Here is a 13,527-nt window from a genome sequence, read left to right on the forward strand (position 1 = left end):
TCCAGGCCACAACCGCGTTCAATTAGCTGAGGGAATTCTACTGTAGACATATCGTTTTATAGTTTGGTTTCTATTTAAAACGAGTTTCATGCCTGTGGGTGAATTCCCTTATTCATGAAAGTTTTATTCAAAAAAGAATGACTAAGAGATTAACCTAATAAAAAGAATTAGAGATATCACTTATTTCAACTCTTCTGTAGTTTCTCTAAGTTTATGCTTGTAAAAGTGTTGTTGGTCGATATTATTTTTGATTATTCGTCAAATTACTAGCTTTACTGTCTACAAAATAAACTGAATCCACAAACCTGAACTATGTTTAAGAAGTTTTGGCTCGATACCATTTGGAGCTTTATATTCATTATCGCAGTGGCCTTACTGGTTACTACAGTAACACAATTTAAGTTATTTGACATCTTTGATCCATTTGGTGATGCATTAAAGGATATGGAGACTACTGATATTGTCTTTGGTCAAGGTCTACGGCCTGATCAGGTGGCTGAAGAAAATATTGTCCTAGTAAACATAGGAGATTTACCACGTCGAGGCATTGCAGATTTAGTAAACGCTATCAATTCTCATAATCCGAAAGTCATAGGTATGGACATGATTTTTCCATACCCAAAAGAGGATACCCTTGGAGATCTTTATTTAGCAAATGCTCTTTCCCAAGTCGAGAATTTGGTCATGTACAGTAAGCTATTAAATGTAGACGATGATGATACTTTCGATTCATTAGAAGTATCTGATCAATCCTTATTTGGATATGGTGAGACTGCATTTACAAATTTTATAACAGGAGCCGCTGATCAAGATGATCCAAAAGTTTGTAGAAGTTTCGCTCCTAGCGAACAAGTTGGGGATGAAATAGAACTAGCTTTCTCTGTAAAACTGGCATCATATTTTGCTCCAGAAAAGACTGAAAAATTCCTTGCCCGAGATAATGATATTGAGTTCATTAATTATAAAGGAAACATTTTCGATTTAAGTGCTGATGCTGCTTCCAGAGCACCAATTACATACTTTGCGCTAGATTGGTATCAAGTACTAGATGGTGAATTCGTTCCTGAACTAATAGAAGATAAAATAATTATTTTCTGTTATATGGGAAGTCAATTAGGTGATAGAAAAGCACTTGATGATAAATATTTCACTCCTCTTAATTTTAGATACGCCGGCAAATCTCATGCGGACATGTTTGGGGGAGTAATCCACGCCAATTGTGTTTCAATGATACTTTCTGAGGAATATATTGACGAAATGGGAACTGGTATCTCGTACATTTGGGCACTAATTTTATTGTACATGAACATTATTTTATTTGTCTATATTTATAAAGTAATGCCAAAATGGTACGATGGTTTAACAAAAGTTATACAATTAATAGAAGCTTTTGCGTTATTTACTCTAGTTATAGTAGTATTTAATCAGATGAACTATAAACTAGACATGACAGCAGCCATTGTAGCAGTACTAATTGCCGGGGATGCGTTGGAAATATATTTCGGGGTAGTGAAAAATTTATTCACTAAGGAGGGTCGTAGAGATCTTACAAGAATTAAGAAACTTTAAATTTGTATTCGAATCAATAAATCATATCATGAGAACTAAACTATTATTATCCACTATTGTAGCGTTCTTACTTGTCAACCTAAGCTATGGTCAAGGCTTCGTTTTTAGAGTACTTGCAAGTAAAGGAGAAAACAGTGTAAAGAAAGGTACTAGTGGTGAAACTATGCCTTTGAAAACAGGAGCTACTCTAATGAGTGGTGATGAAATCATCGCGGCTTCAGGTGCTTATATCGGATTAATGCACAAATCAGGTAGAACTATAGAAGTAAGGAATTCTGGAATAACTAGAATAGCAGACCTTGAAACTAAGTTAGCAAGCTCAAAATCAAATGTTGCTAACAAGTATGCTCAATTCGTAATGAACAAAATGAACGAAGATGATGGCGATGTTCATAGTAACTATAGAAAAAATATGAAAGCAACTGGTGCGGTAACTAGAGCTGTAGATGGTGGTTCACTAAAAGTGATGCTTCCGAGTGCTGTAGACGTACTAAACCCTGAGGCTATAATCGCATGGAGTGGAGCGAAAGATCTAGATGATGCTACTTATGTAGTTTCTGTAAAGAATATTTTCGATGAGGAGATATACAGCGCAGAAACAACAGGTACTTCATTATCTATCAACTTTGACGATGAAAATTTGAGCAGTGAAAGATTGGTAATTTTGAAAGTAAAAGTAAAAGACAATGCTGACATGGAGTCTGGAGACTATGGTATAAAAAGAATGTCTGCCGATGATGCTTCAGCTATTAAAGAAAACTTAGAAGCATTAAAAGCTGAAGTTCCAATGGATGATTCTCCTTTAAACAGGTTAATTTATGCCTCTTTCTTTGAAGAAAATGATTTACTTCTTGATGCTTCTACTCAATATCAAGAAGCTATTAAGCTTTCACCAGATGTAACTGATTTTCAAGATCTATATCAAGACTTCCTTATTAAAAACGGCTTGCAATAAGATTCTTGTGGAAAATAATATTTAGAAAAGGCTCACCGTTTGGTGAGCCTTTTATGTTCATAATATTATCTTAAATGAAATTTATTTAAGCCAAAAAGAATGTTTTGAAAATTATTTTTTCAAGCCTGCCAGTAGATAAAGAACAGCCATTCTCACAGCCACACCATTTTCTACCTGATCTAAAATAATTGAATGATCAGAATCTGCAACATCACTAGTTATTTCAACTCCTCTATTGATTGGCCCCGGGTGCATGATAACAATTTGCCTATTCAAGGAATCCAATAGCTCCTTGTTTACTCCAAAATATTGTGAATATTCTCTTAGTGAAGGAAAATATTTGATTTGCTGCCTTTCTAACTGAATTCTTAAAATATTCGCCACATCACACCAATTCAAAGCATGTTTAACATCTGAAACGACCTGAACTCCAAGATTAGTCAAAAATTTAGGAATCAAAGTAGCAGGGCCACAGATCATAACTTCTGCTCCTAGTTTCTTCAATGCATATATATTGGATAGTGCAACTCTGGAATGCACAATATCACCAATAATTGCTACTTTTTTTCCTGCTAAGTCACCTAGCTTTTCTCTCATTGAAAAGGTATCCAAAAGAGCTTGAGTTGGATGTTCATGAGTGCCATCACCAGCATTGACGATATTAGCATCAATATGTTGAGATAGAAAATGAGGTGCCCCTGGAGAGCTATGACGCATTACTATCATATCAACCTTCATGGATAAGATGTTATTAACAGTATCAAGTAGCGTCTCTCCCTTTTTTACAGAACTACCAGACGCAGAGAAATTGATAACATCGGCACTTAGTCTTTTTTCAGCTAACTCAAATGACAGCTTTGTTCTTGTGGAATTTTCAAAGAAAACATTGGCAATAGTAATATCTCTCAAAGAAGGTACTTTCTTTATCGGTCTATTGATGACATCCTTAAATGTTTCTGCGGTTTCATAGATAAGATTCAGATCATCTATTGTTAGGTCTTTAATACCTAATAAATGCTTAATACTTAATTCACTCATCAATTACGGGTCTTTCTATCAGCCAAATTTTATCTTCCTTTTTCCCTTGTTCAGTTAGCTCTACCAATACTTTTTGAGAAAGAACTGTATTGACATATTTACCAACATAGTTAGCCTCAACAGGGATGTGTCTACTATATATCCTATCTATCAAAGCTAAAAATTCAACTTTATCTGGTCTACCGAATGCATTCATAGCATCCATTGCAGCTTTGACGGTACGTCCAGTATAAAGTACATCATCAATTAAGATGACATTCTTTTTCTCTATGATAAATGGAACCTTAGTTTCGTTTGGTGCTAGTATATCATCTCGTCGCCTAAAATCATCTCGATAAAAGGTAATATCAAGATATCCAAGTGGTACATCAATACCACTTACTTCCTTTAATCTTGACTTGATACGTTCTGCGACATATATACCTTTTGGTTGCAAACCGAGCAAAACAGTATTTTCAAACCTTTTATGATTTTCTATTAATTGATGACAAAGACGAGATATAGTTATACTTAAGTGTTTGTGATTAAGTAAAAGTCTTTTTTGCATGCCTTTAGAATTGTGCAAATATACTCTTGTGAAGATCACTAAAAAAGACCTAACTGAGAATTTTAGATTTAGCTAAAAGCTAAGTTGGTTTATAAAATAAACCTCTCTGTTATTGTTGTCTTGGCCTTTGATTTTTTGAACTCCATAAACTAAGTGATTACTCCCAAACCATCTTACCACTCCCTCTATATCGGATTGTTTATCTATTAATTGATCACCTAAGTTTGATAGCTCGACATCAATTATCAGTTGAGGTGTAATACTATCAGATTTATTCAAAACCTTTGAATACACTTGATGCTCATTAACGTACATCATATTGATATAATTTGGTTTCACAACAACATCAATATTTGGCTCCAAATGTGGCTTAAGAATATCTTGAATCCCAAAACTATAATCCCACGTTAATTCTCCCTTCTCATCGAAACCTGCTATTAAAGCATGGGTAAATTCATATCCTAAAAATACCCTTCTATCTTGAGGGAAAACTGTTGGGGTAGTCATTTGAGTAGCTCCAAATGGATCTCTCGACATAAAAGTATTATCAATCGGTGAACTATATCGTGGATAATAGGCCTCTCCTATTAGTAAGAATTCATTTTGTCTCTTAATTATTTCATGTATTAAAAGATTATAGCTCAACTTTATATCCTTTCCTTTGATTCGTTTTTTCTCGACCTTTTGTTCCATTCTTTTTAATTGTCTCTCTTGCATATAGGTGTAGAAGTTTTGGAGATCAGAATAAGGGTAATATTTTATAAACTGTTGATTCCCTTTAACAACCTTTGCAACATAGAAACCTAAAGAAGATTCCTTCATTCTATTGGAATAAGTACCACTTATAAATTGAATTCCGCCTCTAAAATTAGTGGTTGAAGCATCTATTAAACTTTTCTCAGGTTCAGTATACAATGTACTACTGTAGAATTCTTCTCCTTTTAAATTATATACTTTAATAGAAATTGAGTAATCTTTCGTTTTAGTTACTTCATTAAGTAACACAGAAAAAACCCCGTACTTTTCACTTGTTTCTATTCCTAACACCTGACTATCTTCATTGTATATACCCGATAATACCAAAGGTCTTTCTGTATACAAATCATAGAATACTACTACTGGCCTATCAGCAGAAGTACCTGCTAGAACTACTCCTCCTTTCATGACTTGAAGATGAGTCAATTCAATTGGTATTGGTAACATAATATCTCTCCTGACTACTGAGCCATCCGACTTACCTATAAAATATGCTCCCAATGATTTACGCTTATTGACATTTTTTACTAACAATAAAAAAGTACCATTAGCATAGTCATAGCCAATTAAATCTTCAGAAACACTTACTAAAAAATCTTTTACCCATACTTCCGATAATGAAGAATCTAATTGATGAACTTTCCATACAAACTCCCTATTCTTCTTTTCGTCAGTTTGTCTTACCAACAATAATCCTTCTTTGCCAATTGGAATTACTGTGTTAAAGTGTTCCGAAGAATAAGGATACTCTATTCTTCTAGGCTGTGTAAGATAAGGAAGGTATTTTTTTACTGAATCTTTATGAGATACAGGCACTCTTTTATTTTGAGCAGATAGCGCACTCATGAATACTAAAGAAACCAATATAAAAACAATTACTGGTCTCATTTATTCATGAGACATTTTAATGATCAATTCAAACTCATCAGCTCTAACCGATTGAACGGATAGTCTTGAGTTTTTAACCAATACCATTTCAGAAAGACCCTCAGTGTTTTTCACATCTGAAAGGAATATTTTTTTATTGAATGATTGTTCAGGAATAAAATCGACAACTACCCATTTGTCATCATCAGTGGTAGGGTCTTGATAATATTCCTGAACACACTTAGCTATACCTACAATAGCCTTTTCATTTCCACTGTGATAAAACAAGGCTAAATCACCTTCTTTCATCTCTTTCATGGCATTTCGAGCAGCATAGTTCCTAATACCATCCCAATGATCACGACCGAGTTTGACTAGGTCATTCCATGAATAAGTATCAGGCTCTGTTTTAATTAACCAGTATTTCATATAATCTAAGGTAGATACCTCAAAATACTCATTTCATCCAAATTTAGCATTTCATTAGACAGATCTTTAAGAAATCCAGCTTCTAAACTATCTATTTTAGCAAATACAGTTTCTAAAGGTTCTATTTTCCCATAATCCAAAATGCTCTTTGCCATCATTAACATATAATTCTGATTGTTCTCTTCAGACATAGCTAACTGCCCTTTAATCTGCTCTTTAGCACTTAACAGTTGTTTTTTACCCAATTCTGTTTTGCGCAATTTTGCAAATTCTCGATCCACTAATACTAAAGACTTCTTAACTTTTGATGGATCAGTCGCATAAAAAATTTGAAAATACCCTGTATCTGTCAAGGGCGTAAAACTGGAATCTATATTGTAAACGAAAGCATTATTCTCACGGAGAGCTAAATTCAAACGAGAAACAAAACTGTGCCCACCTAAAATATTATTCAAAAAGAAAAAAGGAACTTTCAATTCGGAGTGAATATTATAAGCACGCCTTCCTATACCTATATGCGCTTGGCTGAGATCTCTTGTTTCATCAACGTGTGAAGTAAAATCTGAAAGGCTATCTGGAGCTTTACGTTCACGATTCGAAGACTTAGAATTCAAATCACCAAAGTACTTACTTACTAGAGTAATTAGTTTTTTCATTGAATACGATCCTACACTAGATACAACTAATCGACCTGTGTCTAAATTTTGATCAATAAAGGTTTTAAAATCTTCATGCTCAAAAGATAAGACACTTTCCTCTGTTCCTAGTATATTATTACCAAGTTGATGATTTTTATAAATCAAAGTATCTAGTTGATCCTGAATAGCATCTTCAGGATTGTCTTGATACATAGCCATTTCTTCTAGAATGACCTGTCTCTCCTTTTCTATCTGGACCTCAGGAAAAGTAGAATTAAAAGTAATATCACTCAGTAATTCTAAGGATTTATCAAGATGCTTTTCTAAAACTGCTGAATAAAAACAGATTTTTTCCTTGGTAGTATAAGCATTCAACTCGCCTCCCAAGGACTCCAATCTATTGATTATATGAAAAGCTTTTCTTTTTTTAGTCCCTTTAAAAGCCATGTGCTCCCAAAAGTGCGCTATCCCCTGCTGATGTTCAAGTTCATCTCTGCTACCAATATCTAACATCACAGCACAGTGTGCTATTTTTGTACTAAATACTTGCTTATGTACTAGCCTGATACCATTAGGAAACTCAAACAGTTCGTAATCTGCCATAATTATGATGAAAGCTGCAAAAGTAGAAAATCAACTCTGCCTTATAGGAGTTTAATTTCAATTTTACTGATATGAGGATATTTTGTTGCTAAAATCTAAATTCGCACAACAACAAAAAACTCACGAAATGAAATACGACCCTATTGACCCCAATCTTTTTATAAAAAACAGAAAAAAGCTTTCAGGACGAATGAGACCTGGGGCAATAGCAATTGTCAATTCAAGTGACATCATGCCTACTAGTGCTGACGGTACTATGCCTTTCAAACAAGATGCTAGTTTTTTCTATTTGTCTGGTATAGATCAGGAAGAATCTATATTACTAGTTGCTCCAGATTTCCCCAATGAATCATATAAAGAGATTTTATTCTTGAAAGAAACTAGCGAACTTATTGCTATTTGGGAAGGTCACAAATACACTAAAGAGGAAGCAACTCAAACATCTGGAATAAAAACCGTAATGTGGTTAGATCAGTTTGAAAATGTGCTAAACACTATTCTTGCAGAAACAGCAACTATATATCTAGATTCTAACGAGCACATTCGTAATTCTTCTCAAGTAGAAACAAGAACTGACCGATTCAATAAATGGTTAAAAAAAGTCTACCCTCTTCACGAAATAGAAAGACTTGCTCCAATTCTAACAGATTTGCGAAGCGTTAAAGAAGAGCAAGAAATTGAAATGATTCAAAAAGCTTGTGACATTACTGAAAAAGGGTTTAGAAAGGTATTAAAAACTTTAAAACCAGGAATTGGTGAATATGAGGTTGAAGCGGAATATGCTTATGAATTCCTAAGAAATCGAGCAAGTGGTTTTGCATTTGAACCTATAATGGCTTCTGGAGCTAATGCTTGTGTTTTACATTATTTAGATAATAATCAAATATGTAAAGATGGTGATCTAATATTAATGGATGTAGCGGCATGTTATGGAAATTACAATGCAGATATGACTAGAGTTTTACCTGTCAATGGTCGATTTACACACCGTCAAAAAGAAGTCTATAATGCCGTGCTTAGAGTCAAGAACTATGCGACTGAATTGCTGTCTCCAGGAGGAACTATCCAAGAGTACCACGAGGCTGTTGGAGAGTTCATGACAGAACAATTGATTGGGTTAGGGCTTTTAAATAAGAAAGAAATTGAAAATCAAGACCCCAAATACCCACTTTACAAAAAATACTTCATGCACGGTACTTCACATCATTTAGGTATTAATGTACACGATGTAGCTAGTATCTACAAGAGATTTGAACCCGGAATGGTTATGACTGTGGAGCCTGGAATATACATTAGAGAAGAAGGAATCGGAATTAGACTAGAAGATGACATAGTTATCACAAGTGATAAGCCTATTAACCTAATGAAAAACATTCCAATTGAAGTTGAAGAAATTGAAGATTTGATGAATAGTTAATCGTTGAATATTATTTATGGATTGTACTTCATCTTTCTAACGAAGTACAATCCATTTTTCTTCTTAAGATAAGGATCTATTGCGTTAGGTTCAGTTATAGAGTAATGTTTTTAATACTTTCGTTGAAAAATTTCTTGCACTATTATCGCAGACTTAATTCCTTCTTCATCCGCAAGCAACTCTCTAATCTTATCATTAGTTGGATTAGATTCTTCATTCTCAACAAAGTATTTATTTTTTTCATATACAGGCCTATCTCTTTCAATAAACTGTGAAGCAATCGCCCCTTTATTTGCTTTTTGAGTTACTGAAATTTTTCTCTCGGAAACTTTAGGTTCTGGTTCAGCTATAAAAGGTGCAGGAGCAGTCTCTATATTTTTTTCAACAGGTTTATCTCCCATTTCTTGAGAAAGTTGTTCAAGCAAGTCTTCTACAGGAGATCGCTTTTTCTTCGAAGGAGAGTAAGTCTCTTCCTGTTGGACTATTTCTGGTTCAGAAGTAGGTTCTTCCTTTGGTTTCTTCTTTTTAAGCAATCTTGAGATAAGGTAAATCACCCCCAATACGATGTAGTATATAATGTTATCGTCCATATCTCAAAAGTATCAAAATAATTGAAAGCTCGAGTGTATTAGTACAAGAATACAGTACCTAATTAACTCATTTTGAATAGCAGATTAGGACAAAAAGCATTTAACCTCTCAACTAAAAAAGATTAAGCATTTTAACATGGTTGCTATTTAATAGTTATATCAGGGGATATAGTAACAATTTCTAGATGTAAATAATAGACTTTGTTACAGGTCGTTTAGATTCGAGTAATACTAATGATGATCAAATTATGAAAAGACTAATTGTATTTGTTTCCGCACTATACATTTTGACAGGTTGTTTTAATGATCCTGATGTTGAAGATTATTCAGAGAATTTGGAAGAAGGTCAAGAATTTTTGGCCGAAAACATGAAGAAAGAAGATGTAATCACAACAATCACTGGCCTTCAGTATAAGATTTTAGAATCAGGTGATCCTTCAGGACACAAACCAGGAATTCATGATAATGTAACAGTTCACTATGAAGGAAGTCTACTAGACGGAGGAATATTTGATACTACGATGGATGAAGAACCAAGAACATTCAAAGTAGGTGATCTGATAAATGGGTGGTCGGAGGCTCTTCAAATAATGGTACCTGGTGATAAATGGGAACTATATATTCCTTACTACCTTGGGTATGGATCTCTAGGCAACGGTAATATCGAGCCAAATGAGATGCTAATTTTCGAAGTAGAAGTGGTTTCTGTAACTATTAACCCTTCTTACAAAGACAATATTGAAGCAAGCAGGTCTTTTCTTGAAACCAACGCTCTAAGAGACGATGTAACGACAACTACATCTGGACTACAATATTCTATTATCACTTCTGGCAGTTCGGATGGCTCCAAACCAAGTTTAGAAGATTCTGTTCTAGTTAATTATACAGGTAAGTACATTAATAATGTCGCATTTGAATCAACAGAAGGAAAAGATCCTGCTCGGTTTAAAGTAGATCGGGTTATACCAGGATTGAGTGAAGCGCTTCAACTTATGGTTCCTGGTGATAGTTGGGAAGTTTTCATACCTTATGAACTGGGTTATGGAGCTAATGGTTTCTTACCGACCGTTGAACCCTATTCAGTTTTAATCTTTGAAGTAGAATTAGTTTCTATATCCTCTGATTAACTCATGAAATATATTTGTTCTAATAAAACTTATCGTATTAAATATTCCATCTTTTTATAGGAGATTGTATATCCCCTGTTTTTCAACGAAATTGCGCGTCCTTTTGAAACTGAAAAACAAATTATATGATATCAACAAATGAATATTTCGATGCTAAAGTAAAGTCATTGGGATATGAAACCAACGCAGGTAAATCCACCATAGGAGTTATGGAGCCAGGTGATTATGAATTTGGGACATCTATGCATGAAGTAATGACTGTAATAGATGGAGAACTTATAGTTACTCTTTCCGGTGAAAAAGAAAGTAAAAACTATAAAGCAGGTTCTAGTTTCGAAGTAGAAAAAGACAGTAGCTTCAAAGTCAAGGTCGTAGGACAAACTTCATACCACTGTCTTTATAGATAAGTTGAATTTCATAAATATTAAAGAAGATAATAGTCTTCTTTAATATTTAAAATGTGCATATCACCTATTTTCAACTTTACAACGCTACCATTTTGCCTTTCGACCCATTTAATATAGATCTTCCTGTTCGTGATATTATTGATGAAGTCAAAACTTCATTATCAAAGGATAACACACTGATAATCAATGCTCCAGCAGGTGCAGGAAAAAGTACTTTATTACCTCTAGCATTATTAGAAGAACATTGGCTTGATGGAAAAAAAATTATCATGCTGGAGCCGCGTAGATTAGCAGCAAAATCTATTGCTACACGCATGTCAGACCTATTAGAAAGTAAAGTTGGTCAGGAAGTTGGTTATAGAATTCGATTTGACAATTGTGTTTCAGACAATACGATATTAGAAGTTGTCACGGAGGGAATTTTAACCCGTATGCTCCATTCTGACAATGAATTAAAGGATATAGCCTTAGTGATCTTCGATGAGTTTCATGAGCGTAGTATTCATGCTGACGTAGCTTTAGCCTTGTGTCGTGAATCTCAACAAGTACTCAGGCCTGATCTTAAAATAATGATCATGTCAGCTACACTTAACATGCCTCAACTCACTAGCTTACTTAATTGCAAGGCAGTCACTAGTGAAGGTAGAATGTATCCTGTTAAGAAAATATACGAAGGAGACACTGACGAATGGATGATCCCAGAGCAAACAGCCAAAGTAGTATCTAAAGCAGTTAAACAAAATGAAGGTGACACTTTGGTTTTTTTACCCGGACAAGGTGAAATTCTTAAAACAGAAGAGTTATTAAAAAAAGAACTAAAGGGTTTTGCAATAATGCCCTTGTATGGATCGCTGCCAATGAAACGACAGCAAGCAGCTATATTCCCTCATAAAGAAGGTAAACGTAAAGTAGTACTTGCCACTTCAATAGCTGAAACAAGTCTAACTATTGAAGGCGTAAAAATTGTAGTGGATTCAGGATTTGGAAGAACATCCAAATTTGAGCCTAAATCGGGACTGAGTGGTCTTAAAACTGTTCAGATTAGCAAGGATTCTGCAGATCAAAGAGCGGGTCGTGCTGGTAGGCTTTCTGAAGGCGTGTGCTATAGAATGTGGTCAAAAACAACACATGAGCGTATGAGTGACCATTTAGTTCCAGAAATTTTAGAAGCTGATTTAGCATCTTTAATTTTAGATATGGCTCTGTGGGGTGTTACGAATATCGAACAAATGACCTGGCTAACGCACCCTCCTAAAGGTGCTGTCTTTCAAGCTTTGGAAATGTTAGAGCAACTTGGGGCACTGGAGAATGGTAAAATTACAGAACATGGTGAAGCAATGGCCAAACTCCCATGTCATCCACGCATTGCTCATATGTTGCTCATGGCTGAGGAGAATGATAATGTTGAACTTGCGGCTGATATTGCAGCTATCTTGGAAGAAAGAGACCCTTTGGGAAAAGATGCTGGAATAGACATCAATAATAGAGTTGATGCGCTAAGGTATTTCCGACGAGACGGAAGGTCTGGAGGTCGAATGGTTCGAATAGCTAAAATCGCCACATCCTACTTGCAATTATTTAATTTGGAACCTGATAACGACGAATACGATTCTTTTGAATCTGGTGTATTACTCACTTATGCCTATCCAGAAAGAATTGCTCATGCTCGACCAGGAAACAATGCTCAGTTTAAATTATCAAACGGTAAGATTGCTGCTGCTAGTCACAAAGATGATTTAGCTCATGAAGCTTGGTTAGCTGTAGCTCATATGGATGCACGTGAAGGAATGGGTAAAATTTTCCTAGCTGCCCCGTTAAACCCAAGGGATTTAGCTCCACTTGTCAAAGAAAAAGAAGTAGTGAAATGGGACACTGAAGATGGAGGTCTTCAAGCTAACCTAGAACTTCGAATCGGAAGTATTGTTTTGCAATCTAAACCTCTACCAGATCCTGATGAAGACTATCTTGTTGAAGCTATATGTGACGCCATCAAATCAGAAGGAAAACAGCTTCTTGATTTCAATGAAGAAGTTGAGCAGTGGCAAAATAGAGTATTAAGTTTAAAAAAATGGCAACCTCAGGAGGCTTGGCCTGACGTAAGTACTTCTACCCTATTGATGACTTGTTCAGAATGGTTAACTCCTTACCTAAATGGAATAAAAAAACCTGGGCAACTTAAAAAAATCAATTTAAAAGAAGTTTTACACAGTTCCTTAGAGTACAATAAACAATTGACTTTTGACGAACTAGCACCAGAAAAAATGACTGTTCCTAGTGGATCAAAAATAAAGATCAATTATCGAGCTGATGGAATGCCTCCAGTTCTAGCAGTAAGAATACAGGAAGTATTTGGACTAGCCGAAACTCCTAAAATATGTAACGGTAAAGTTGGATTATTGCTACATCTATTATCTCCTGGATTTAAGCCTGTACAAATCACTGAGGATTTAAAGAGTTTTTGGGACAATACTTATTATGAAGTTCGTAAAGAATTGAAACGAAGATATCCAAAACACGTTTGGCCTGATGACCCTCGTGCTGAACCAGCCATAAAAGGTGTTAAACGGAATAAATAACTCGACAC

The 13,527-nt window shown here is 34.9% G+C and carries 12 protein-coding genes; 6 read left to right on the plus strand and 6 right to left on the minus strand.

Features of this window, described 5'->3' with window-relative positions:
- The first annotated feature begins 312 nt into the window (after window positions 1-312).
- Together DKG80_RS04950 and DKG80_RS04955 are read left to right on the plus strand one after the other, a co-directional pair.
- Window positions 313-1,569 (plus strand): CHASE2 domain-containing protein, encoded by a 1,257-nt coding sequence (locus DKG80_RS04950; protein ID WP_109830214.1) that lies wholly within the window; start codon window positions 313-315, stop codon window positions 1,567-1,569.
- Between the two features lie 28 nt (window positions 1,570-1,597).
- Window positions 1,598-2,524: a hypothetical protein gene (locus DKG80_RS04955; protein WP_109830215.1), complete on the plus strand. Its 927-nt coding sequence runs from the start codon at window positions 1,598-1,600 to the stop codon at window positions 2,522-2,524.
- 111 nt (window positions 2,525-2,635) lie between these two features.
- On the opposite strand, the gene DKG80_RS04960 is transcribed toward DKG80_RS04955, so the two are convergent.
- The 5 genes from DKG80_RS04960 to DKG80_RS04980 all read right to left on the minus strand — a co-directional run bounded on the left by DKG80_RS04960 (window position 2,636) and on the right by DKG80_RS04980 (window position 7,402).
- Window positions 2,636-3,562 (minus strand): aspartate carbamoyltransferase catalytic subunit, encoded by a 927-nt coding sequence (locus tag DKG80_RS04960; RefSeq protein WP_109830216.1) that lies wholly within the window; start codon window positions 3,560-3,562, stop codon window positions 2,636-2,638.
- Window positions 3,555-4,109, minus strand: a complete 555-nt coding sequence (gene pyrR / locus DKG80_RS04965) for a bifunctional pyr operon transcriptional regulator/uracil phosphoribosyltransferase PyrR (protein WP_109830217.1) — start codon at window positions 4,107-4,109, stop codon at window positions 3,555-3,557. The genes DKG80_RS04960 and pyrR overlap by 8 nt, the downstream gene beginning before the upstream one ends.
- Window positions 4,110-4,181: 72 nt before the next feature.
- The gene (locus DKG80_RS04970) at window positions 4,182-5,753 is read right to left on the minus strand and encodes a hypothetical protein (protein ID WP_109830218.1); all 1,572 of its coding nucleotides are present in this window, start codon (window positions 5,751-5,753) and stop codon (window positions 4,182-4,184) included.
- Window positions 5,754-6,161 carry an EVE domain-containing protein gene (locus DKG80_RS04975; protein ID WP_109830219.1) on the minus strand — a complete coding sequence of 136 codons (408 nt, stop codon included), beginning with the start codon at window positions 6,159-6,161 and terminating at the stop codon, window positions 5,754-5,756.
- A 5-nt stretch (window positions 6,162-6,166) separates the two neighbouring features.
- Window positions 6,167-7,402: a M16 family metallopeptidase gene (locus DKG80_RS04980; RefSeq protein WP_109830220.1), complete on the minus strand. Its 1,236-nt coding sequence runs from the start codon at window positions 7,400-7,402 to the stop codon at window positions 6,167-6,169.
- Between the two features lie 127 nt (window positions 7,403-7,529).
- Here DKG80_RS04980 and DKG80_RS04985 point away from each other — a divergent pair, with 127 nt between their 5' ends.
- Window positions 7,530-8,819, plus strand: a complete 1,290-nt coding sequence (locus DKG80_RS04985; RefSeq protein ID WP_109830221.1) for an aminopeptidase P family protein — start codon at window positions 7,530-7,532, stop codon at window positions 8,817-8,819.
- Between the two features lie 110 nt (window positions 8,820-8,929).
- Here the strand turns inward: DKG80_RS04985 and DKG80_RS04990 are convergent, their stop codons facing one another.
- A complete protein-coding gene (locus tag DKG80_RS04990) occupies window positions 8,930-9,409 on the minus strand; it encodes a hypothetical protein (RefSeq protein WP_109830222.1) in 480 nt (159 codons plus the stop codon).
- Between the two features lie 248 nt (window positions 9,410-9,657).
- On the opposite strand from DKG80_RS04990, the gene DKG80_RS04995 reads away from it, so the two are divergent.
- From DKG80_RS04995 to hrpB, 3 genes are all read left to right on the plus strand, one after another.
- Window positions 9,658-10,536: an FKBP-type peptidyl-prolyl cis-trans isomerase gene (locus tag DKG80_RS04995; RefSeq protein ID WP_109830223.1), complete on the plus strand. Its 879-nt coding sequence runs from the start codon at window positions 9,658-9,660 to the stop codon at window positions 10,534-10,536.
- A 125-nt stretch (window positions 10,537-10,661) separates the two neighbouring features.
- On the plus strand, window positions 10,662-10,943 hold the full coding sequence (ppnP, locus tag DKG80_RS05000; protein WP_109830224.1) for a pyrimidine/purine nucleoside phosphorylase: 282 nt from the start codon (window positions 10,662-10,664) through the stop codon (window positions 10,941-10,943).
- Between the two features lie 53 nt (window positions 10,944-10,996).
- Window positions 10,997-13,519 carry an ATP-dependent helicase HrpB gene (gene hrpB / locus DKG80_RS05005; RefSeq protein WP_245906960.1) on the plus strand — a complete coding sequence of 841 codons (2,523 nt, stop codon included), beginning with the start codon at window positions 10,997-10,999 and terminating at the stop codon, window positions 13,517-13,519.
- The last annotated feature ends 8 nt before the right edge of the window (window positions 13,520-13,527 follow it).

Source organism: Reichenbachiella versicolor (genome assembly GCF_003171675.1).
Lineage (GTDB): Bacteria > Bacteroidota > Bacteroidia > Cytophagales > Cyclobacteriaceae > Reichenbachiella > Reichenbachiella versicolor.